Source organism: Prevotella heparinolytica (assembly GCF_004342845.1).
In the GTDB taxonomy this organism is placed as follows: Bacteria; Bacteroidota; Bacteroidia; order Bacteroidales; family Bacteroidaceae; genus Bacteroides; species Bacteroides heparinolyticus.
This window is the reverse complement of sequence record NZ_SLXB01000002.1, coordinates 197,694-221,263: the sequence shown is the minus strand read 5'-3', so window position 1 is coordinate 221,263 and position 23,570 is coordinate 197,694. Positions and strand designations below refer to the sequence as shown.

Sequence of the window (23,570 nt, the reverse complement as noted above, 5' to 3'; positions counted from 1 at the left end):
TGTAAGAGAGATACTTACCGATTGCGATTACAAAAATGTCAAAGAACTAAATTATAAACAATTGAAAATCAGATGGGATTAAGTGCCCAGCAGTGGTATAAGATATTAACTAATTTGTTCACATATCAGGAAGTTGCTTAACGAATTAGCCCTATATCTTTATTGAAATTCTCTTATGGGACATTTCAAAAAGTCTACAAGGGACAATTTTAATCCTTTGACGAAACAATTTTAGATCTTTATTAGATTACTTATTATCAGTAAGTGATGAAATATTCTTTTCGTTAATGCGTATTACTGCCTTTGCCTTTGTAATTCTCCTCCAACATCTTTTCCAAATCCGAAGCCTTATAGAGGATTTTCCCAGCAAACTGCGTGTAGGGGATAACCTTTCGGTCGCGATAGTCCTGCAAGGTACGGGGACTGATATACAGCCGCTCGCACACTTCCTTGCCCGTGAGGAAAAGTTCTCCGGCAAAGAGTAGCTTATGCGTCCCTGCCACTTCTACAATTCTTTTTCCCACACCTCTTAGTGCCGAGACAACCAGCTGCATCTCGTCGCTTTCCATGTTCAAATCTTTTGCCATTTCCATCATATACTGTTGTTTTTAGGTTTGTCTGTTCTTGCAAGGAGCAGTTGTTCCACATCCTCACGCTTGTAATAGCACTTATGCCCGATTTGCGTAAACGGCAGCACGCCTGTGTCGCGGTAATGCTGCAAGGTGCGCTTACTGATGTTCAACAGCCTGCACACATCTCCGTTGTGTAGCCAATCGGTGTGTTTGCTCTTTTCTCCGAATGCCTTGTGGCAACATTCTGCAAGGCTCAAGATTTCATCTCGCAGCTTTGCCCAATTGGTTTCTGTAATGACGTAATAGTTCATAATCTTATCTTAGTTTTATTGTTTGTTGTTTCAGGCTTTTTTCCTGTTTCCTCTGGCAAAGGTAATGGCGTATATACGCCTCTCAAAGCAGCAGGGAACAGTAGGGAAGTATAGGGAACAATAGGGAAAAGAGCAATCCGTTCCATCGGTTCGCGTTTGCGTTTTCCTGCCCCGTCTTTTTTCTTTCATTGCAAAATTAAGATAGGACATTTCTTATTCCATCACTTTTCATTCAAGTGGCTGCTTGTGGCGTCGTAGTGGAATAGGTTGGCACAGTAATCCGATATAAAATATGTTCCAATCAATAGTTTGTAGATAGCTGGAGCAAACGACTGCATCTGAAAGCAAAAATCAATATCTATATTTTCTGCTTACCCCGTTCGTACTATCTGATTTTGCTTAATGAGGCGATAAATGCTCTTCTTTTTGACTTGCTTCCCTAAGAATTTAGCAGCAGACTGACGCAACATTATGCAAGAAGCTTCTGAATGCTTGGAAGTTACGCATTCTCACACTAACTTCACTCTTGGAAACCAATTCAAGGAAATAATGAAAAGAGAAGCAGATGCAGGCAATATAACCAATAGGCGAAATCACAATCGCAGGAGGCAGTTTACCTGTAATTGTAGTAGCATGTGTAGTATCTCTATATACTACAAAGTATTGTTGATTATCAAATACTTACAACAAAATAGTATGTAGTAAGAAGAAAGATGAAAAAGTTTGGAAAGGGGAAAATAGAAAAGAAGATTTCATTCTCAAAGACCTCAACGAGTATCATGTCAACCGTGTTCGTGAGCAACAGAAGAAGTTGGAGAAAAATCCAAAAACAAGCAATAAGGTAAAACAAGTCAAACTAAAAATAAGATAAAGTGATGAAAAAGGAAAAAAGAAACACAGACGAAATGGATCGTTTCATCGGAGAATCTTTTGGTATAAGTCGAGCTGAAAGTCCAAACGAAGAAACCTTCGCTGAATTTCAGGCAAAGGGAATGAATTTTATTCAAGAGCAAAACCAACAAGAGGTAGAACATGCCACACCATCCGAGCCTGCACTGAATACAGGGAACATAACCGTTCAGAAACGTATCAGTGCCAAGATGAGACGGGGAACGCTCGAAGCCTACAAGCAGGCGTTCCTTGTTCCGACCAAATTGAACGAACGAAAAGCAGTTTATCTGAGTAGGGAGACACAGGAGCGTGCGGACTTCATTGTCCGTAGGTTGGGCGACAAGGGTGCCAACGTGTCAAACTTCATTGAGAACCTCTGCGCATTCACTTGGAGGAATACGGCGAGGATATAGGAAAATGGATAAGACTGTAAACCACAGGAAAAGGGTTGAGGGTTTTACTGAAAAGGGACGTCCCTTTCGCTCAAAACCCACGTCCTTTTTTAGAGAATACGATAATGGCAATTTACTGAACAGGCAGAATGGTGGGAATGCCACGAACACGGTTAAACACAGAATGCAGTGCATTCGTTTTCAAGCAGAAAAATGCTTTATGTGTAAATGGCCTATTGGGTAGCATTGCAAGACGTCAGTTTGTACCCACAAACTGCGCTTGCTCCCCTCGTTTAATTATCGGGAGGTTAGACCGTAATCACTCCGTTCTCATCGGTCAGCCATCAGAAATTAAGAAATAACGAAAAGAGGACTTTTATATGAACAGAAACAACAGAAAGACTGCCCGATGGCAGCAACAGGAGAAGAAAGAACAGCGGATGAACAAGACGGAGTTCATCAGGGTAAGATGTACCTTAGAGGAAAAGCAGCGTATCAAATCGAAAGCGGAAAGCACAGGGCGGAAGTTCTCCGACTATTGCCGTGAAATACTCCTTAACGGAGAAGTGACTGCCGTTCCCAAGATGACAGATAATGAAAAGGAAGCCATAGAGGTGTTGAGGAGAACCGCCTACTTCTTTACACATGTTTCCAACCTTATCAAGGTAAAGGATGATGCGTGGGTACTGATTGCCCAAAGCCTTTCCTGTCTGGCAAGGGAAGCTTTTAAGCGCTTCTTTAATCCCAAATACCGTATTGAGGAAAGGGCAATTAAACTCTTAAATCTGATGGAGAATGATAGGTAAATGTAAAGCTATCGCGCATGGTAGCAATGCACTGGAATATATTTTCAGAGAGGGAAAACTCGATAAAGCGCTTCTCTTTCACAATCTCTGCGGCACTACGCCAAATGAGATTTACGAAGAGATGAAGATGGCCAGCGATTACAACACACGGTGCAAAAACAAGTTCCTGCGTATCGAAATCGGCATAGCTCCGAAAAACGAGAAAAGATTGAGTCTTGCATCCGTCCGTAACCTTGCGTCAAATTTTGCAATACGCATTGGGCTTGCCAACCATCAATGGTTGGCAGTAACGCACAGGGATACCGACAATATGCACATCCATATCATTGCCAATCGCATCAACCTGTACGGAGAAGTGTATGACACCACCTTTGTGAGCAACCGAGCAGCAAGGGGGGCAGAGGAACTCAGCCGTAAGTATGGTATGACCATCGCAAAGGAAGTCAAGGCGGAAAGGAAACACAAAAAGACAAAAGCCAACCCAACAAGAGAACAAACAAAGCAGCAGGTGCAGCAAATCTGCTACGCCTTACTTGATAGGTACAAAGGCACAGGTATCACAGGGCACTCCATGTTTCTCTATGACCTTAGCAAGAGTGGCGTAACCATTGAACGCTTAAAGAACAAACAGGGAAAGATCTATGGCTTGAAGTTCTCCTATAACGGACAAAGTTTCAAAGCTTCTGAAATCGGCAGGGAGTTCGGTTACCGTTCCTTGCAGAAGAACTTTGAGATAAGCAACAAGACAGAACCAAAGAAAGCCACGACAATGGCAGATGAGCCGGCAAAGAACAAAACTCAATCCGATACAGGTTATCAACTTGTTCCTCCCAGCCGTTCCTATACGTCACCTGCCAACACAAATGGAAGTTCATCTATTGCACAAGCCGTTGGCAATGTGGCAAGTACTGCCATAAATGCAGCCGAAGAAATCATTTCCGGAGCAGGTGGGTTAATCAGTCCGCAAACACACGGTGATGATTATGCCGAGACAGCATGGCAGCACAGGCTCAGAAACCAAGCCAAGAAAAAGAAGAAAAGAGGAAGAGGATTGTAACCACTTTTCTCTATTCCTAGTCTCTATCCCAAAACGAAGACAAAGCAAAAGAGAGAAATCTTCATCAAAAACGCTTGTTATTCAAAGCAAATTATTATCTTTGCAAATAGAATAACAAGCGTTCTTTGTTGATGCAGAAATCTGCGATTGAAAGTACTTCGCTCGTTTCCAAATCGTTACCTATTTAGTCTATGTAACAAGGTAACTTCTTTATTTTCAATTAGATACATTTTGAGAATTATCTTTTATAGTTAAAAAGGGAGGCTTATCAACTGATTTTCCTGACTGCTCCGGTTATCTTTTCTTTTAATAATCTTTTGAACGAGCAATAGAAAGTCAACAAGTTTCTGAACTGCCCCATATTTCACTCACAGAGTATTTTCATCAAACACCTTTCAGACTTCCCGAAACAATCCCTTTGAAAACTAGGTAAATAAGAGAAAACATTATAATGAAAAAGGAGCTGTCCAAAAAGTCGGATAGTCCCTTTTTCGTTATTCATCAATCGAATATTTCTTAGATAATATATTGCGAACTGATAGATTCATTGTTCATTACCCTCTTGATGGTTTCGGCAAACATATCGGCAATGCTTAATTGTTTTACTTTAGCGCACTTCTTGGAGTAGGGAATACTGTCAGTAAACACCATCTCAGTCAAAGATGATTCTTGGATTCTAAAAGAGGCAGGATCAGACATTACACAATGGCTGGCAATGGCACGAACAGACTTAGCTCCTGCATCTATCATGATGTTGGCAGCCTTAGTAATAGTACCGGCTGTATCTACAATATCATCTACCAATACAACATTCTTGTCTTGCACATCGCCGATTATTTGCATAGTGGCAACTACATTCGCTTTTTCACGTGTTTTATTGCACAATACCAAAGGAACACCCAGATATTTGGAGAACGTGCTGGCACGTTTGGAACCACCTACGTCCGGAGTGGCAATTACCAAATTCTCCAGCTTCAACGATTCGATGTAGGGAAGGAATACGGCTGACGCATACAGGTGATCTACCGGAATATCAAAAAAACCTTGAATTTGATCGGCATGCAAGTCCATCGTTATCAGACGATCAATCCCCGCAACAGAAAGCAGGTCGGCAACAAGTTTCGCACCGATAGATACACGCGGCTTGTCTTTTCTATCCTGCCGTGCCCAGCCAAAGTAGGGAATGACTGCCACAATACTCTTGGCCGATGCTCTTTTAGCTGCATCGATCATCAGCAAAAGTTCCATCAGATTGTCAGAGTTAGGAAAGGTTGATTGAACCAAAAAGACGTGCGCGCCACGAATAGACTCCTCATAAGAAACGGCAAACTCACCGTCTGCAAAGTGGGTAATGTTCATCTTTCCCAAAGGACAATTAAGACTGGCGCAAATTTTTTCTGCAAGGTATCTCGAATTTGTTCCGGAGAATACCATAAAGGGGGTTTTTTCGCTCATTTGTGTAATAGCTATTACCTATTTGTTAATTTGTATGCAAAGGTATGAATTTCCCATTACATAAAACAAGAGTTATTGTATAAAAAATATTTTTCTTTCAGGGATTTATTTGTAGTTTTGCTCTATGAAACGACTTTCTTCAATATGGTTTGCCGGATTACTTTACTTATGCGCAGTAATGGTTTCGTGTGGGGGAGCAGCTCCCATCAAAGAAGTGCGCCATATTGACTCTTTGAACCAAGTAGCGTATTTATATCGATATAAAAACCTGGACTCTTCCTATCATGCTGCCCTACGAGCTTATCAAGAGGTGAATCTGTATAAACAGGGTCGGGCAGAGGCTTCTAACAACCTGGGGTTCTGTGCCTTTATGCGCATGGATTTTGAACAAGCAGAGAAGCTGTTCATGGATGTCTACAATATAACTAAAAACGAATTGGAACTCCTGATCGCCGACATCGGTTTGATGAAGATTTATCAGCGGACGGCTTTGAATAAGGAATTTTATGATTATAGAAACAGTGCTTTGCGCCGCATGAAGCGGATAGCGGAAGACCATGACCTTTTTGTGGATAAACACGAACGTATGCGGTTGAATTACGCCCGTTCGGAATTTCATATAGTATCTGCCGTATACTATTATTATTTGCAACAGCGTCCCGAATCCATAACTTCCATAAACATGGTAGTTGCGAACGAAGAACTGGCAACCGACACCAACCAATTATTGTATCATCATTACATCAAAGGCTCTGCCGCTTTGTGCGAAGGCGAAACTCTGGAAGAACGTATGCTTCAAGAATTTGACGAGCTTTATACCACCTGGCAGATAGCTTCGAGGAAGGGATACCTCTATTTTGAAGGAAACAGTGTGCAAGGCCTTGCCAACCTAATGGTTTCACCCGATAGTTATAAGTTCTTTCAGAACAGGCGATCGCATGATTTAATGCAACTGGGTATACCTGTGGACTCTTTATTGCCTATGCAACTTGGACAGTTGGCATTAACTAAATTTCGCCAATACAATGACTTATATCAGATTGCAGGAGCCTATGTATCTATTGGCAGGTACTTGAATGGACATGGCAGATATGCCGAAGCGCTGGACACCCTGAAGCAAGCATTGGAATGCGTAAACAATCATCACCGTCGTTTCTATGATAGCCATAACAATGAGGATTACCTGAAAGCGTTTGACCACAGAGATACAATCAGCACGGAAAGAGTATGGATAGATCACAAACTAAAGACCGTACCCGAATGGATTTCACGTATTCGCGAACAGCTGACCGTATCATATGCCGGCCTCGGAATGAAAGAGAAATTAAATTATAACCGCAATATCTATTTGGACATATTGGAGGATACCCGCCAAGACAAGGAATTGGAAAGCCGGTATCAGGAACTGGAGAAGGAATCGAAACAATTGAATGTCGTACTTTCAGTGGTGCTTATCGGTTTCGTGCTGTTATTTTTCCTCTTCTGGCTTTTCAATAAACGTTCCAAAGCCAAAAGCAACCTTCATCTTCATCGCCTGCAACTGATGTTGGATATTTGCCAAAAAATTACAGTATCCATTCCAGCCGATGCACATAGCGAAGAAGAAATAGTCGAAGCCATTCAAAAATCAGTCTGTCCGGAATTAGAGTTACTCTTTGGAGTAAAAGATATCCGAATTAAAGATGGTAAATTAACCTTTCCATGTCATATCGGAAAAGACGAACAGGCAATGGTAAAAGTGATATCTCCTTATATTCAATGGGCATTGGATAATGGTATGACCACCCTTTCTTTGGGTGACGAGCGCCGAAGGCTGGAAAAACAACGTTATATCCACGAACAACACATAGCAGGAAACAAGCGGCAGAATCTGATAAAGAAGGCATGCATGGCTATTGTGAACGGTATCCATCCATATATCGACCGTATCATCAACGAAGTACACAAGCTTACCCGAAAAGAATCCGTGGAAGATGAAAGTATAAAGGCTGATAGGTATCTATACATGAATGAACTGGTGACTACAATCAACGAGTATAACGATATTCTTGCTTTATGGATCAAGATGAAACAAGGAAAACTTAGTCTGAATGTGGAAACCTTTGAATTGAATGAATTGTTTGACTTGGTGCGTAAAGGAAACCGAGCTTTCGAAATGAAGCAACTCACGTTGGACGTACTACCTACGGATTCTTGGGTGAAGGCCGATAAAGCATTGACCTTGTTCATGATTAACACATTGGCCGAAAATGCACGTAAATATACTCCACGGGGAGGAACAGTAAGAATTTATACGAAGCAAGAAGCGGATTACGTGGAGATTTCAGTAGAAGATAACGGCTGTGGACTGTCGTCGGAAGACGTGGCACGCATCGTCGGTGAAAAAGTTTACGACTCGAAAGCCATCGGAATGAACGAAACCCTTGATAAGGAGGAATTACAAAAGAACAAAGGAAATGGTTTCGGACTGATGAACTGCAAAGGCATTATTGAAAAATATCGCAAGACCAATGATTTATTCAAGGTCTGTATATTCAATGTGGAAAGCACCTTGGGACAAGGCAGCCGTTTCTATTTTAGGCTGCCCGGAATCACTCGTAAAACGACATCTGTTTTATTACTGTTTTTATCCTTAGGGATATCTTCCTGCCACCGCTATGAAAGGGATGAAGTATCTGTAGACACAAGGAACGACTCATTGGCATTAAATGCCCGAAATGAGTACGAAAGACTACTCGACGCAGCTTCGGATTATGCCAATGAGGCTTACTACTGCAATGTGGAAGAAAAATATGAGGCGGCTCTGCTATATATAGATTCTGCCATGTATTGCCTGAATGAACATTACAAACGATATGCACCGCATCCGCACCGCTACATGACTTTGACCGGTAACGGTACGCCGGCAGAATTGGATTGGTGGAACAGAATGTTTAATTCCGATTTTCATGTCATTTTGGATATCAGGAACGAAGCTGCTGTTTCATTTCTTGCATTGAAGCATTGGGATGATTATAATTATAACAATGCGGCCTACACCGCTTTATATAAGCTATTGGGTGAGGATCAGTCTCTCGAAGAATACTGCCGACAGCTGGAACGTTCCACTACCAACAGAATGGTTGGCATCTTGTTAACCCTGATTTTATTATTTGCTTTGTTGTTGGGTTACTATGTCCTTTATATCCGCAAACGTTTAGTCAACCGCTGGAACCTGGAGCAAGTGTTGGAAATAAACGAAAAAGTGTTTGCCTCCTCTTTATTATCTATTTCAAAGAGTGAAGAGATGCTCCGGCAGGAAGAAAATATCTGGAAGGCAATACCACTGCAAATTGTAAATTCTGCTTTCGATGCAGTAAATGAGTTGTTAAGTATTGACAGATTGATTCTTGCCATTTATAACGAAACAACCCGGCAACTGGAGTTCACTTCCAACCCTGCCGAAGAAATAGGAACAGAACAAGAAGTGCTGTGGAAAAATATAATGCAGCAAAGTTTTGATCGACATGCCTACATCTCTGAAGGAAACACGTATGCTTTGCCGCTTATGGTAGATACCGGAAGTGCGGGACTGTGTATTGGCGTGCTGTGCTTGGAACGCAGGGTAGGGACAGAGCAAGAAACAGATCACCTGCTGTTAGAACTCATTGCCAAATACATAGCCATCGTACTTTTTAATGCAGTGGTAAAACTGATCGTCAAATTCCGAGATATTGAGACGGCGCAAGATGAAGCCCGACGAGCATCGCGGGAAGACAGTCTGTTGCACGTACAGAACATGGTTTTAGACAACTGCCTTTCTACAATTAAGCATGAAACCATCTATTATCCCAATAAGATAAAACAATTGATCGGAAAATTGCGCTCGGGACAGATGGCAGAGGATGAGGAAAGAGAAACCGTTATTGCTATCCGTGAATTGATAGAATATTACAAAGGAATCTTCACGATACTCAGTTCCTGTGCCTCCCGGCAATTGGAAGAAGTCACTTTTCGTCGTTCCACCATCGCCGTAGCCAAATTAATGAATGCTGCCGAGAAGTATTTCCTTAAAAAGAACAAAGCTGGTAAATCACATCTCAACTTCAAGATAGAGACATTGGAAGAGTGGATAATCGGTGATTGGAATCTGCTGCTTTTCTTACTTGAAAATTTGATTGATGAAGCATTTTCCCATTCTTCAACCGGAAATATCCATCTGACGGCTGAAGAAGACGGCGACTTCGTACGTTTCCGGTTTACAGATATGCGTAGGGAGAAAAGCCAAGAGGAGTTGAATCATTTATTTTATCCGGAGCTGGCTCGTATGACAGCAAGTGAAAGAGGAGAGCTCCACGGAACGGAATATCTGATTTGCAAACAGATAATTCGCGATCATGACGAGTTTGCCGGACGTCGCGGATGTAGAATCAACGCCGAGCCGGAGAAAGATGGAGGTTTTACTGTATATTTTACGCTACCGAAAAAATAAAGATATGAACAAAAATTTCAAAGTAATCATCGTTGAAGATGTCAAACTCGAACTGAAAGGCACGGAAGAAATCTTCCGCCATGAAATACCCAATGCAGAGGTCATTGGCACTGCTATGACCGAACAAGAGTTTTGGACTTTGATGGAAAACGGTGTGCCTGACCTCGTCTTGCTGGACTTAGGTTTGGGAGGCTCTACCACCATCGGAGTCGATATCTGCCGCAACATTATCAAACGTTACCCCGACGTGCATGTCCTGATATTCACCGGAGAAATCCTGAACGAGAAGTTATGGGTAGATGTACTTGAGGCCGGAGCAGACGGTATTATTCTGAAAACCGGAGAACTGCTTACCAAAACCGATGTGCAAGCCGTGATGGATGGAAAAAAATGGTCTTCAATCATCCTATCTTAGAGAAGATTGTAGAGCGATTTAAAAAATCGGTATTGAATGACGCAAAACGTCAGGAAGCTATTATCAGCTACGACATCGATGAGTACGACGAGCGGTTCCTTCGCCATCTGGCATTGGGATATACCAAGGAGATGATAGCCAACCTGAAAGGTATGCCGTTTGGAGTGAAGTCGTTGGAGAAGCGTCAGAACGATTTGGTGGGACGTCTTTTTTCTCCCGACGAACGAGTGGGGGTGAATGCCACCCGACTGGCAGTACGCGCATTAGAACTCCGCATCTTGAACATTGACAATCTGGAAGCCGACGATGAGTAGACAGCGCATGCCACACCCCGCCACGATGTTCTTCCTGTTGACGCTGGCAGTCATCCTCCTATCATGGATATTTGACATCTATGGTTTGAGCGTGCTGCATCCGCAGACGGGCGAGGAGATACGCGTGCAAAGCTTACTGAGTCCGGAAGGCATACGCTGGCTATTGCGCCATGTAATCACCAACTTTACGGGATTTGCTCCTCTGGGTTTGGTGATTGTAGCTATGTTTGGAATCGGTGTGGCTCAACATTCGGGATTCATTGACGCATGTATCCGCAGAGGAGTACGGAGCAAGCTCGCTCCTTGGCGTACGCTTGTTTGGGTGATAATCTTAGGCTTGCTCTCCAATGTGGTGGGAGATGCAGGATATATCATTTTGCTCCCCATAGCAGCCACTTTATTCCAATCCGTTGGCTTGCATCCCATAGGGGGAATAATCACAGCATACGTTTCTGTCTCTTGCGGATATAGCGCTAATATCTTTTTGACTACTTTGGATCCGATGCTTGCCGCTTCTACTCAAGAAGCAGCTGATATGTCGAACATTGCTTCCGGGCAAACGGGACCTCTGTGCAATTATTATTTTTTCTTTGCTTCTACTTTCCTGCTCACATTTGTCATTTATTATATAACCCGTAAGAGCTTGTTACCCGGTTTAGGCGAGTACGGAGGCAACATTCGTTTCAGCGGATACAAACAATTATCCCGAAAAGAACGAAGGGCTATGATAGGAGCCGTTATGGTGGCTTTGCTGTACACCGGTATTATCATATGGGCAACTTTCTCTCCATGGGGCATACTACGGAGCGTCAATGGTGGACTGATTCGTTCTCCTTTCATCGTGGGCATTCTCTTTTTGTTATCTCTTGGCATAGGATTAACAGGGATGGTGTACGGTTTTGCTTCGGGACGTTATCGCACGGACGGTGATGTGATAGAAGGACTGACGCAACCCATGAAATTGCTAAGTGTGTACTTTGTGATAACTTTCTTTGCCGCACAAATGTTTGCATGTTTCGAGTATTCTCATCTGGACAGATGCATAGCCATCATGGGAGCAAATTTGCTTTCTTCTGTACGTTTAAGCAGTATATGGATTCTGATATTGTTCATTCTGTTCACTGCCTTGGTCAACACGATTATGGTATCGGCCACCGCCAAATGGACTTTCATGTCATTCATCTTTGTTCCGGTATTGGCGGGTATGGGCATTTCGCCGGACATGACCCAATGTGCTTATCGCATTGGCGACAGTGCCACCAATGCCATTACCCCCTTTATCTTTTACATGCCACTCGTTCTGACTTATATGCAGCAATATGATAAAAAAGCAACCTATGGTTCGCTTCTGAAATATACATGGAAATATTCACTTACCATTTTATTCTTTTGGACGGTTTTGCTCATACTATGGTACATCAGCGATTTACCATTAGGGTTATAGTGCTGCTTGTCTGCCAATCCGTTTTTTATAGATACGCTTTTCTCAGTTTGTTGTAAATGGATAAAGAAACTATATTGGGTCAATCAATTTGGAATTGGAAGCATTAACCTCATATGCGTTCACGTAAAATAACACTTGTTACAGCCTTTCTAAAAAGCTCAAAAAAGTTAAAAAGGTTTTGCTACTATATCTTAGCTGACTATTTTTGAAAATCAACTTTTAATTAATATAAAACGTATGAAAAAATTAATCTTATCTATTACACTATGTTGTGTAGCCGCAAATTTCTTTGCACAAAATGCTGATCCTGCACAATTGGTAAATGATGGTAAAGCTGCTCTTGAGGCTAAAAACTATCAGGTAGCTTATACGAATTTCAGCACTTATTTGACACAAACAAATAATCAAGACTCTGTAATCGCATACAACTGCGGCGTTTGTGCCGATAAGATAAAGAAACCGGCCGAAGCTCTGAAATATTTCGATATCGCCATCCAAAAGAAATATAATTTGGCAAATGCTTATATAGGAAAAGCCGGGGCATTGAAAAATTTGAAGAAGAATGACGAATATGTAGCAACTTTAAAAGAAGGACTGGAAGCAAATCCGGATAACCAAACATTAACGAGATTATATGCCACTTATTATGTAAATCAGGGAATCATGGCACAGAAAGCCCAAAAGACCGATGCTGCGGTAGATGCCTATAAGCAAGCAATAACGATTCAAGAAGATAATGTAAATGCCCTTAACGGTCTGGGAACTTTATATTACAGTAAGGGAGCCGTTGCTTTGAAGACAGATAAGGAAAAAGCTAAAGTAGAGTTTAAAGAAGCTAAAGAATATTTGGATAAGCTTATTCCATTACTCTCTGCCGGCAATCCGGGTCAAAAGAAAATGCTGGATAATGCAAAAACAATGATAAACTTCATTAATACCCAATTGAATTAAAAGGTTTCAGGTTCAGACACGGAATTTCCAGATTTACGGATAGACATACGAACATCATGTAAATATGTGAGATTCCGTGTCTGATATTTATTACTCGATTTTTCTCAACACGACAGCTGTACGTGCCGGTACATAGAGCTTCAGCCATTCTTTCTTTTCCTTTTTGTACAATGGATCGTGATTGGTGAAATGTTTCACTGTATCATCTGCAAAACCATTGCCGCCAAATGCAGGATTATCCGTGTTCAGAATGACCTCGTATGTTCCTGCCGGAACAAGGAAGCCATAGTCTGTGAAAGACTGTTTAGGGTTGAAGTTAAACACAAAAACCAAATTCTTGCGCATATAAGCCAATACCTGATCGCCGTCATTATGCCATATTTCCTGAACCGGTGAAGCCTGGAAGTTCTTCACGCTTTTCACCACTTCGAGCATTGCCGTATCAAAATCGCCCATGTAATGATATGCCAATTGAGGATTGTCCACCAAATTCCATTGACGGCGAGCATATTTGCACGACCAACTGTTACCTTCACGAGGAAAATCAATCCATTCAGGATGGCCGAACTCATTGCCCATAAAGTTCAGATAGCCGCCATTGATAGTCGTTGCTGTCAACAAACGTATCATTTTATGAAGAGCTATACCGCGATTCACCGTATAATTCTCATCTCCCTTCTGCATGTGCCAGTACATATCGGCATCCACCAGACGGAAAATGATGGTTTTGTCGCCCACCAATGCCTGGTCATGACTCTCCGTATAAGAGATTGTCTTTTCATCTTTTCTACGATTGGTGACTTCCCAAAACATACTTGACGGTTTCCAGTCTTCATCTATTTTTTCTTTGATTGTCTTAATCCAATAGTCGGGAATGTTCATTGCCATGCGATAGTCAAATCCATAACCGCCATCTTCGTACTTGGCTGCCAATCCGGGCATTCCCGAAACTTCTTCGGCAATCGTTATGGCTTTGGGGTTTACTTGGTGGATAAGCTTGTTGGCAAGGGTCAGATAACAAATGGCATTATCATCCTGATGACCGTTAAAGTAGTCTTCATAGTTACAGAACGCTTCGCCTAAACCGTGGCTGTAATACAACATAGATGTTACACCGTCAAAACGGAAGCCGTCAAAATGAAATTCTTCCAGCCAGTACTTACAGTTGGATAATAAGAAGTGTATAACTTCATTTTTTCCATAATCAAAACATAGAGAATCCCAAGCCGGATGTTCACGTCGCCCGTCGGGATAGAAGTATTGGTTAGGATCACCGGCAAAATTCCCCAAACCCTCCACTTCATTTTTCACTGCATGAGAATGAACAATATCCATGATGACGGCAATATTCATACCATGGGCCGTATCAATCAATTCTTTCAGTTCTTCCGGGGTACCGAAACGGGAGGATGGCGCAAAGAAACTGGAAACATGATATCCGAAACTACCGTAATAGGGATGCTCTTGAATGGCCATTATCTGTATGCAGTTATAACCCTGCCTGGCTATGCGCGGAAGAACTTTTTCCTGAAATTCCCGATAGCTTCCCACCTTCTCCTCCTGTTGAGCCATACCGATATGGCATTCATATATCAGCAAAGGATCGGTGGTCGGTTTAAAGGAACGTTTCTTCATCTTATACGCTTTCTCCGGCGTCCAGACTTGTGCACTGAATATTTTGGTCTGTTCGTCCTGCACCACACGGGTAGCCCATGCCGGAATACGTTCGCCGTAACCGCCGTCCCAATGTACCATCAGTTTATATAAGTCACCATGTTTCATGGCATCGGCCGGAAGTTTTATCTCCCAATTACCATTCGTTTTTCGCTTCAGACTGTATTTCTTATCTTCTTTCCAGTCGTTGAATGTGCCTACCAGAAAGATTTCGGTTGCATTCGGTGCCCACTCACGAAACACCCAACCATCATCTGTGCGATGCAGGCCAAAATACATGTAGCCGTCTGCAAAATCAGATAAGCTCTGCTTTCCTTCGTCGGTCAATTCGGCTTCTTTGTCGACGGCATACTGATGACGTCCGTTGATGGCCTCGGCATAAGGCTCCAGCCAAGGGTCGTTTTTAATCAAATTCAGTGTCTCCATAAAGGATTGTTTTGGGGATATTTGATAAATTTATGCTTTTACTTTTATTATTACTTTCTTCACGCCTTCAGCAGTGATGCCCGGAGCGTGTCCGTCTTGAGGAAAGAAAATGGCAAACATGCCTGGTTTCACTTCGATATAACTTTCGGCCAATCCTTCATAGAAAGTGATATCCTTCTCTGCATTGTAGACAGAATCGGCGGGAACACAATCTTTGGAAGTGGTATATCCCATTGTTTCCGTCCCCGAAAGCGGTATTTGAATGTCAATATATTCTCTGTGAGTTTCCAACTTGGCCTCTTGCTTGGTTTTAGATTTTGTTTGTGTCACATTGGCCATCAAGTCTTTTCCTTTCAGTTCAATCTTACCGATTTCGAGGGTATTCAAGTCGTGAGATTTCAAAAAGTCAAAGGCTTGTGCAAACAGAGGATTCAACGAAACATATTTTTCTATATTTTCAAGTTTGTCTATAATCATAATATTTAATGTTTTAGCAAGTTTATTATATGGGTAAACTATTCAAAATCATCTATCGTATAATTTACAAAGTCAGAAAAACGTTTCATCTGCTTAAGAATGTCATCCGTACGCTCCAGAAAATCAGGGGGCAAGAAGAAACTGTCCGGTAATTGGCAAGCAACCGTATATTCCTTACATTGAAGATATTTCAGGTAAGGGTAATCTTTTGGGAAGCCCTTAGGAGCTGTTTTCAGGAAATTTTCTCCTATAACGGGAAAGTATTGCTTGAAAGACGGATCTTCTACTATGCCACGAAATTCATCGATATTATCATAAACAGCCTGTCGCAAAGCTTTCAAGAGGGGAGGAGGGGGGCAATAGCTTCCTCCTGCCAACATACAATTACCAGGTTCCAAATGGATATAATAGCCGCAATGGTCGGACTTCTTCCCTTTGGCGTTGATGTATCCTCCCAAATGAGTTTTATAAGGTGTCTTGTCTTCGGAAAAACGTATGTCACGATAAATACGGTAAGTACAATCTTTTGCCTCTATGCCACGAATGCTTTCATCAAACAAAGAAATACGGGAAATGATAACAGTAAGCAATTCTTCAAACTCGTTACGAACCAATTCATACAGTTCCCGATGAGCATTGAACCATTCACGATTATTATTAGCAGACAGTTCCTTCAAAAATTGAAATATAGCGGGTATATTCATATCATATTCATTCCTTTAACCTGCCAAATTTACGGATAATATTTCTAACATAACACAAAGAAGGATAAAAAAAGCATTGGGCAACATCGCAACTCCATATTTTGTTTAAAGCAGGCAAAGAGATTGTGAGGTATTTGTTTTATCTTTGCAAAAAAGAACGGAAGATGATTGAATACAAGAATTACAGTGAAGCAGAAGTCAATGATTTGATAGCATGGGCCAGAACAGCTTCTTTTCCTCAACAAATCAGATTGAGTGAGGCCGAAAACATTGTGGACGTGAAGCGCTATGTCAAAGCAAATTTAAGCGATATAGAGGCACACTATCCTGACCCATTCTACAATCCGGCCATCACACATTTGATTCGCTTGAAAGCAAAAATGGAGGAAAGCATTTAAACGCTTCCTCCATTTTTTTCGCCGGACCTTTATCTTGTCATCTGTCCAACCTTATAACCTAATCTTCAGAATTCTTCCTCCGTATCCTTCAACAGCAACATTGGTTGCCTTGTAAGGAAGCAAGCTGATACTCTCTTTTCTTCCACTGAGCAAATCGGTGGCTTCATACTGATTGATTTGTGGCATTTGCAGAAAGCTGAAAGCATGAGCGGGAATATTGATAGCAAGATCGACTGACAGGTGATCGAAATTTACGACAAACAGCAATAACTCACTTTCATACTTGCGCAAAAAAGTATATTGCCTATGTTCGTTGAAGCGCCATCCTCCGATATTAGCATACATCAAATCGAAAAAAGCACCTTGCGAGATGGCTTTTTCTTCGTTGCAGAGTGTCAGTATCCGTTGGTAAGTGTCATATATATACTTCTGTTTTTCTGTAAGCATTTTGCCATCGAACTTACCTCCATTGCGCCAACGGCGGATTGTATCAACGCTCCAATAATCAAAAATGGTAGTACGCCCGTCTCTTCCGCTGAAGCCCTCACTATCCATGCCCGGTTCGCCGAATTCCTGTCCGAAATAAATCATCATCGGGTTGGTATTCATACATGCGGATACAATGAGTGCCGGGATCGCCTTGCGCGAATTGCCTGCAAAGAAATCAGAAGCAATGCGCTGCTCGTCATGGTTCTCTAAAAAGTTCAACATACGAGTCTCTATTCCCCCCAGACTCTGCCATGAGCGTGTGATATCCGTTGCCGAGCCTTGTCCACAAGTCACAGCCCGTAAGGTATCATAAAGCCCCACTTTATCATATAAATAATCAAATTTGCCTCTAAACAAGTAGTTCTTGTATTCTCCCGGATTGTAGACTTCGGCTATAAATAAAATGGAAGGATAGGCAGCCTTGACTTGAGGGATGACCCATTCCCAGAACTCCACGGGAACCATTTCCGCCATATCGCAACGAAAGCCATCAATGTTTTTTCCTGCCCAGAACAGCAGAATATCCAACATCTTATGCCAAGTGTCGGGAATGGGGTCAAAATGACAAGTCCCACCGTTCTGATAATCCACTCCATAATTCAATTTTACCGTTTCATACCAATCGGTGGCATCGGGATAGGAATCAAAACGATTATTCCCGGTAGCTTTTGCCGGATACTCCCTATAAGATTCAGATGCCGGTCCTTTCATGTCAAATCGGCCGCGCAATTCGGATTGCGGAATATAATAGAAATTATTGTACGGACTAAAGGCATGATTCACGTCATCGTTTGTTCCCAATTGCGAGGTTCCGTCCGGTTGAGCATCCGAATGATATTGACGGGCTACATGGTTGGGCACAAAGTCGATGATAACCTTCAAGCCACTGCGATGTGTGCGTTGCACCAGATTCTCGAACTCTTTCATACGTTCCGGAACATTTTTAGCAAGATCCGGATCTACATCATAATAGTCTTTGATGGCATACGGAGATCCCGCTTTCCCTTTCACAATAGCCGGATGGTCGGGACGGATGTTATAACGTCGGTAATCTGTCTGGGTAGCATGCTCGATGATGCCTGTGTACCAAATGTGCGTAGCCCCCAATTTCTTAATTTCTCCCAATGCCTTGGCTGAGAAATCTGCCATTTTGCCGCATCCGTTCTCGTCTATGCCACCATTATTCACACAATGGTTATTGTTGTTCCCAAATAGCCGGGTAAATACTTGGTAAATAATCAATTTATTCTCTTCCTTCATATCTTTCGCACTCCATATCATAATCTTTTACTTCACGCTTTCCAAACACTTCCTTTGTCTGCAAGCAAGCCTTGCAGCACATCGTTGGCGGTGTTATATCCTTGCATGAATATTTCTTCAGCTTTCTCCAACTCCGTATTGCTGTATCCTGCCAAATTATAAGGTTCTACCAACAAGTCTGCTTTTTCCCGCTCCGGAAAAGTATTGGAACGAAACATGAAATTGTATGAGCGCATCGCAATGCTGACAATGTTTTTCTTATATTCCGTCGCCATCAGCGGACTAACATTTACTGCCACCACCTTGTCGCATATACGTCGTAATGTAGTGACAGGCAGATTCATCAGTACACCACCGTCTACATAATAAGTTCCGTCAATCTGTACCGGAGCAAACAATACCGGCATGCAGCACGACGCGGCCACACGTTCGGCAATGTCTCCTTTATGAAAATGTACCAAACGCCCATGATCCAGGTCGGTAGCAGTCACAATCATAGGAATTTGCAGTTCTTCCAGCTTTTTAGCCTTCAGGTTACTCTTTAGGAAATCAACGAATTCTCCCAACTCAAACAGGCCGACTTTAGGTATCACCAATTTTGTCAAGTCCTGAAATTTATGTCCTGAGAAATAGTCGAGTACTTTATGCGGTTCATTACCGTCGGCGTAAAATACTCCAGCTAAAGCACCTGCACTCACACCGGAGAGTATATCAGGCTTTATATCATGTTCCAATAAAGATTGCATTACCCCCAAATGGGCAAAACCTTTGATGAAACCACCACTTAACGCAAAGCCTACCGGATGTTTTTGAGTGAACCAATTATTTGCTGCTGCCTCCATACTAAAAAGAATAAATTGCAATGTTCGGCACGAAATTAGTGATTTTATTGCAGGAAGAAAGGGTTCCGGCCGAAAAAAGTTCGTATGTTGCAGGAGCTTACTGTTTTTTATGGATATTCGGATAAATCCGTAGGGAAATCCCTTTCCACAAATAAGAAGAAAACCTGAGCTATATCCGTTATTCTGTTTATCTTTGCGGTAACTAAAAACTTGACAAGATGAAAACTTTCAGACAAATTATTGCAGGGGCGACAATCGTCATGGCATTTTCCGGTTGCGCTTCACTTATCCCTTCCAACTCCAGTACAAATGTATTGAGCAGCATTCAAAAAGGAATGAGCAAGCAAGAGGTAATCAACATATTGGGTTCTCCTGAATTTCGCCGTTTCGACAGGGAAACCGAAGAGTGGGAGTTTACAAGAAAACTCTATAACGAAGACGCTATCGCCACGACAACCCAGATCGTGATAAGCTTTGAAGAGGGTAAGGTGGTTGCCATGGATTCTTTCAGGAGAGATGCTTATTCAGTGCCGACACCTCCCGACGGTATGGTCATAAATCCTCCCGTCGGCTTTTATTTCAAAGGAATGCACCCCGGAGAGTTCCAGCGTCTGTATGAAAAAGTAAAATCCCGTCCTTTCAAAGACGACCAGACTGAGATGCTGCATGTGGCTTCCCGCAATAATAACCTTAGTTGTAAACAATGCGCCAGACTGATGTCGCTCTTTCCTTTTGATGACGACAAGATAAAAGTGCTAAAGATGTTTGCTTCGGGCATTGAAGACATTGAAAACTACGATGAGATTCTGGATGCCATCGATTCATTGTTCAAGAGGGATGACGCCAAGAAGATTCTGGGCATACGCCGTTAATCATTCCGATAACGGGAAATAATGCCATAAAGGTCCGTTGCCTTGTCCTATTTTCATCTCTTTTGCCCGGGCAATGGCTTGACTGATGTACTCCTTGCTCCGGCAGACGGCTTCATCGAGCCGGTGTCCGTCGGCCCAAAATGTGGCGATGGCGGAAGAAAGCGTACAGCCGGTGCCGTGCAGGTTCCGGCTTTCTATTTTGGTATGGGAGTAGATTGTCCATTCGGAGAGCGGAACAGTGTCGGCATAGTCGGAAGAGCGTCTTTCGTAAAGAACATCGCACATGTCAGCACCTTGCAGATGACCGCCCTTGATCAGTACCGAGGTACGAAACCTATATGATAATTCTCGGACCGCCTGTTTCATCTCGTCCGTATCAAAAATCGGCTGTTCGCACAGCAAGCCTGCTTCGTGCAGATTCGGGGTGATAAGGGTGCATAAAGGGAAAAGCTCTTCCTTGATGGCTCGAATGGTTCCTTCAGTCATCAAGGGTTGTCCGCCGGTTGATACCATGACGGGGTCATACACCACAAATGCGGGATGGTATTTTTGAAGGCACTTCACAATGGAATATACCGTTTCGGCATCGTGTATCATACCTATTTTGACACTATTCGGCCGGAGGTCATCCATTACGGACACGATTTGCGCTCGCACCACATCGGCAGGCATCGGATACACAGCCTGTACTCCGATCGTATTCTGTGCCGTGACAGCCGTGATGACAGAGGCGGCATAACCACCCAAAGCCGAAATCGTCTTTATGTCGGCTTGAATGCCTGCACCGCCTGAGGAGTCGGAACCGGCAATAGAGAGAATGATGGAAGGCATAGAGAAAGTCGATATTTTAAAAATTGAGCATACTAATGGGGAAGTTATACAGGTGCACAGGAGGCTTGTAAGCGGATGAAATGGGGAAGGATATCTTCCTCTTTTCTTTTCCAGACATCGCCCAACACGGCAACACCTCCGAATCCTAAAGAATGGATTTCGGGCAAGTGCTGTATGCCGACTCCTCCCAATGCGATGACTTTTTCGTTGATGATGCCTGCCTGACACGCTTTCAGCAAACTGTCATAAGGGTAGGCTGAGGTGTATCCTTCTTTGGATATGCTGTCGTAAACGGGACTGAGAAAAACATAATCGCAAAGACGCTTGCGTTGCGAGACTTCGTCGAACGAATGGCAAGAGCAACTGATATGTCCCGAATAACCCGTCGGTGCATGCTTGTTGCGCCCGTTCAGGTGGATGCCCTTCAGGTTGAAAACAGATACCATCTGAAAGTGCTCATGCGTCACAATCCTCGACATATATTCATCCGGTAGTTGCTGAAGAAAGCAGTCCAGCTCCCCGGCAGAGGCTTCCGGCTTACGCAGATGAAGAATTTCCAGACCGTTCTCAAACAGAGCGGTGATGATGGCGGCTTCTCCTTCAAAGAAGCGCGGGCGGGTGATAACAATCAGTTTCATGGTTTTCTTATAATGAAAGGATATACGATTGCATGGTTCTTAAATCAATGGTCCAAAGCCTGCCGGTTAACGGTTCGCCGTAGCCGCAAATCAGTTTCAAGGCTTCACTCGCCTCCACACTGCCCACAACGGCGGGGGTGACACCGATGACCGATTTGTCGGGGGGAGGCATAAGCCGCATTTTCTCCTCATCTGGATAAAGGTCACGGTAGGTTTTGGGACGTTTGCCGCAACCGAATACGGATACTTGTCCTTCAAACCCCTGAATGGCTCCATACACGTAAGGTTTGCCCAAGGCAATGCAGGTGTCGTTCATCAAGTAGCGTGTGGCAAAATTGTCGCAACCATCCACTACTAAATCATAACCTTCTATCAGATCTGCCGCATTTCCGCTATGGATGCGAAAAGGAAAGGGGCGTACCTCCACTTCGCTGTTCAGGGCGTGTAATCTTCGGGCGGCACAGGCCACCTTCGATTGTCCCACTTCGATTTCGGAGTAGAGCACCTGGCGTTGCAGGTTGCTGATGTTTACCGCATCATCATCCACAAGTCCCAGTGTGCCGACCCCTGCACCTGCCAGATAGAGGGCGATGGGCGAACCCAATCCTCCTACACCCACTATCAGCACTTTGGCGTTGCGCAGTTTCTTCTGTCCGGTTTCTCCCAGTTCGGGGAGAGCAAGTTGTCTGCCGTATCTGTTCATTGTCCGTCCTCTGTTTTTAGGCATGGATTTTATGGGAGGGGGTGTTCAAATCGAAACAAGCATCCCAGTCTTTCCACACCGGTTCGCGTCCCAAACGCTTCAATGCCCTGTCCACTTCCACAGCTTTGCGCTCGTCGCTCACATGAAACTGCTCCAGCGTTTGCGGATAACTGTAATATCCTCCCGGCTCGGTTTTGCTCTCGGCGCTCATGGTCGTCACGCCGAGTGTTGCCATGTGGTCGCGTATGGCGGCAGGTTCGCGGGTGGAGTAGGAGATATCTACGTCATGGTCGAAGATGCGCATGGCAAAGGTGACTTGCGCCAGCTCTCGGTCGCTCATGATGACGTTCGGGCGGAAACCGCCATTCTCCGAAGGGCGCATGCGCGGAAAGTTGACACTGTACTTCGTCTTCCAATAGTGCTTCTGAAGATAGCGCAGGTGGTAGGCTATCAGGGTGATGTCCGTCCGCCATTCCTTCTCCAACCCGATAAGTACCCCCATGCCTATGGAATGCACGCCGGCCTGTCCCATGCGATCGAATCCGTTGACCCGCCACTCGAATTTCGATTTCATGCCGCGTGGATGGTAGATGTGATAATGCGCCTTGTTATAGGTTTCCTGAAAACAGATAACGCCGTTCAATCCATGCTCTTTCAGTTCGGCATACTCTTCGGCTTTCAGAGGCATCACTTCTATTTTCAGGTTGCTGAAATAGGGCTTTGCGAGGTCGAGGGCACGGGCTATGTAGGGCACGCCGGCTTGGGCGGGATTCTCTCCCGTCACCAACAGCAGATTATCGAAGGGAGCCAGCCTCTTGATGGCTTTGTATTCATTCACAATCTCTTCTTCCGTCAGGATGGTGCGCGGCATCGGGTTGCCGATATGAAAGCCGCAATACACGCAGGAGTTGGTGCAGGAATTGGTGATGTATAGAGGGATGAACATGGAGATGGTTTTTCCGAAACGTTCTTCGGTGTACTTCTTACTGAGGCGTGCCATTGTCTCCAGATAGGGAGTGGCGGCAGGAGAAACAAGTGCCATGAAATCGTTTACATCACAATGCTCCTTGGCAAGGGCACGGCGCACGTCGGCCTCTGTCTTGGCATGGATGCGCTTCGTGGTTTCTTCCCATGATATATTTGCTAATTCGTCTGAAAACATTTATCCGATAGAAAA

19 protein-coding genes and 3 pseudogenes are annotated in these 23,570 nt (G+C 43.5%); 10 read left to right on the top strand and 12 right to left on the bottom strand.

Annotation, left to right across the window (positions count from 1 at the left end):
• Positions 1-284 precede the first annotated feature (284 nt).
• Positions 285-596 carry a helix-turn-helix domain-containing protein gene (locus tag EV202_RS02440; protein ID WP_131925183.1) on the bottom strand — a complete coding sequence of 104 codons (312 nt, stop codon included), beginning with the start codon at positions 594-596 and terminating at the stop codon, positions 285-287.
• Positions 593-883, bottom strand: coding sequence for a helix-turn-helix domain-containing protein (locus tag EV202_RS02435; RefSeq protein WP_131925181.1), 291 nt, complete (start codon positions 881-883; stop codon positions 593-595). The genes EV202_RS02440 and EV202_RS02435 overlap by 4 nt, the downstream gene beginning before the upstream one ends.
• A 760-nt stretch (positions 884-1,643) precedes the next feature.
• On the opposite strand from EV202_RS02435, the pseudogene EV202_RS15210 reads away from it, so the two are divergent.
• The 4 genes and pseudogenes from EV202_RS15210 to EV202_RS02410 all read left to right on the top strand — a co-directional run.
• Positions 1,644-1,754 (top strand): annotated as a pseudogene (locus tag EV202_RS15210) (toprim domain-containing protein); the annotation flags it as partial.
• A 4-nt stretch (positions 1,755-1,758) separates the two neighbouring features.
• Positions 1,759-2,207: pseudogene (locus EV202_RS02420) on the top strand (DUF3408 domain-containing protein).
• A gap of 339 nt (positions 2,208-2,546) precedes the next feature.
• The gene (locus EV202_RS02415; RefSeq protein WP_131925179.1) at positions 2,547-2,972 is read left to right on the top strand and encodes a plasmid mobilization protein; all 426 of its coding nucleotides are present in this window, start codon (positions 2,547-2,549) and stop codon (positions 2,970-2,972) included.
• The gene (locus tag EV202_RS02410) at positions 2,962-4,029 is read left to right on the top strand and encodes a relaxase/mobilization nuclease domain-containing protein (protein ID WP_131925177.1); all 1,068 of its coding nucleotides are present in this window, start codon (positions 2,962-2,964) and stop codon (positions 4,027-4,029) included. The genes EV202_RS02415 and EV202_RS02410 overlap by 11 nt, the downstream gene beginning before the upstream one ends.
• Before the next feature lie 516 nt (positions 4,030-4,545).
• Here EV202_RS02410 and EV202_RS02400 read toward each other — a convergent pair.
• Positions 4,546-5,484, bottom strand: coding sequence for a ribose-phosphate pyrophosphokinase (locus EV202_RS02400; protein ID WP_165483526.1), 939 nt, complete (start codon positions 5,482-5,484; stop codon positions 4,546-4,548).
• A gap of 124 nt (positions 5,485-5,608) precedes the next feature.
• Here EV202_RS02400 and EV202_RS02395 point away from each other — a divergent pair, with 124 nt between their 5' ends.
• From EV202_RS02395 to EV202_RS02380, 4 genes and pseudogenes are all read left to right on the top strand, one after another.
• Positions 5,609-9,955, top strand: a complete 4,347-nt coding sequence (locus tag EV202_RS02395; RefSeq protein ID WP_131925175.1) for a DUF5113 domain-containing protein — start codon at positions 5,609-5,611, stop codon at positions 9,953-9,955.
• A 4-nt stretch (positions 9,956-9,959) separates the two neighbouring features.
• Positions 9,960-10,684 (top strand): annotated as a pseudogene (locus EV202_RS02390) (DUF5932 domain-containing protein).
• Complete coding sequence (locus EV202_RS02385; protein ID WP_129588725.1) at positions 10,677-12,128, top strand: AbgT family transporter; 1,452 nt, start codon at positions 10,677-10,679, stop codon at positions 12,126-12,128. Before EV202_RS02390 ends, EV202_RS02385 begins: the two are co-directional and overlap by 8 nt.
• A gap of 237 nt (positions 12,129-12,365) precedes the next feature.
• Positions 12,366-13,079, top strand: a complete 714-nt coding sequence (locus EV202_RS02380) for a tetratricopeptide repeat protein (RefSeq protein ID WP_106068537.1) — start codon at positions 12,366-12,368, stop codon at positions 13,077-13,079.
• Between the two features lie 90 nt (positions 13,080-13,169).
• Here the strand turns inward: EV202_RS02380 and EV202_RS02375 are convergent, their stop codons facing one another.
• Genes EV202_RS02375 through EV202_RS02365 form a run of 3 tightly spaced genes read right to left on the bottom strand, consistent with a single transcriptional unit; the run spans position 13,170 to position 16,360 of the window.
• On the bottom strand, positions 13,170-15,179 hold the full coding sequence (locus EV202_RS02375; protein WP_131925173.1) for an alpha amylase C-terminal domain-containing protein: 2,010 nt from the start codon (positions 15,177-15,179) through the stop codon (positions 13,170-13,172).
• A 30-nt stretch (positions 15,180-15,209) separates the two neighbouring features.
• Complete coding sequence (locus EV202_RS02370) at positions 15,210-15,656, bottom strand: YhcH/YjgK/YiaL family protein (protein ID WP_106068539.1); 447 nt, start codon at positions 15,654-15,656, stop codon at positions 15,210-15,212.
• 38 nt (positions 15,657-15,694) lie between these two features.
• Entirely contained in the window at positions 15,695-16,360 is a 666-nt protein-coding gene (locus tag EV202_RS02365; protein WP_106068540.1) for a DUF2461 domain-containing protein, read from the bottom strand.
• Positions 16,361-16,524: 164 nt separating this feature from the next.
• Between EV202_RS02365 and EV202_RS02360 the strand changes: the two genes are divergently transcribed.
• On the top strand, positions 16,525-16,758 hold the full coding sequence (locus EV202_RS02360; protein WP_106070432.1) for a DUF6965 family protein: 234 nt from the start codon (positions 16,525-16,527) through the stop codon (positions 16,756-16,758).
• Between the two features lie 51 nt (positions 16,759-16,809).
• On the opposite strand, the gene EV202_RS02355 is transcribed toward EV202_RS02360, so the two are convergent.
• The gene (locus tag EV202_RS02355; RefSeq protein ID WP_131925196.1) at positions 16,810-18,507 is read right to left on the bottom strand and encodes an alpha-amylase family protein; all 1,698 of its coding nucleotides are present in this window, start codon (positions 18,505-18,507) and stop codon (positions 16,810-16,812) included.
• Positions 18,508-18,539: 32 nt separating this feature from the next.
• Positions 18,540-19,349: a patatin-like phospholipase family protein gene (locus tag EV202_RS02350; protein ID WP_106068541.1), complete on the bottom strand. Its 810-nt coding sequence runs from the start codon at positions 19,347-19,349 to the stop codon at positions 18,540-18,542.
• Between the two features lie 218 nt (positions 19,350-19,567).
• On the opposite strand from EV202_RS02350, the gene EV202_RS02345 reads away from it, so the two are divergent.
• Positions 19,568-20,221 carry a DUF4476 domain-containing protein gene (locus EV202_RS02345; protein ID WP_106068542.1) on the top strand — a complete coding sequence of 218 codons (654 nt, stop codon included), beginning with the start codon at positions 19,568-19,570 and terminating at the stop codon, positions 20,219-20,221.
• Here the strand turns inward: EV202_RS02345 and thiD are convergent, their stop codons facing one another.
• From thiD to thiH, 4 genes are read right to left on the bottom strand one after another with little or no spacing between them, the layout of a single operon-like run.
• Positions 20,222-21,052 carry a bifunctional hydroxymethylpyrimidine kinase/phosphomethylpyrimidine kinase gene (gene thiD / locus EV202_RS02340; protein ID WP_131925171.1) on the bottom strand — a complete coding sequence of 277 codons (831 nt, stop codon included), beginning with the start codon at positions 21,050-21,052 and terminating at the stop codon, positions 20,222-20,224.
• Between the two features lie 44 nt (positions 21,053-21,096).
• The gene (locus EV202_RS02335; RefSeq protein ID WP_106068544.1) at positions 21,097-21,690 is read right to left on the bottom strand and encodes a thiamine phosphate synthase; all 594 of its coding nucleotides are present in this window, start codon (positions 21,688-21,690) and stop codon (positions 21,097-21,099) included.
• Between the two features lie 7 nt (positions 21,691-21,697).
• On the bottom strand, positions 21,698-22,393 hold the full coding sequence (locus EV202_RS02330) for a HesA/MoeB/ThiF family protein (protein ID WP_106070434.1): 696 nt from the start codon (positions 22,391-22,393) through the stop codon (positions 21,698-21,700).
• 16 nt (positions 22,394-22,409) lie between these two features.
• Positions 22,410-23,555, bottom strand: coding sequence for a 2-iminoacetate synthase ThiH (gene thiH, locus EV202_RS02325; RefSeq protein WP_131925169.1), 1,146 nt, complete (start codon positions 23,553-23,555; stop codon positions 22,410-22,412).
• Positions 23,556-23,570 lie beyond the last annotated feature (15 nt).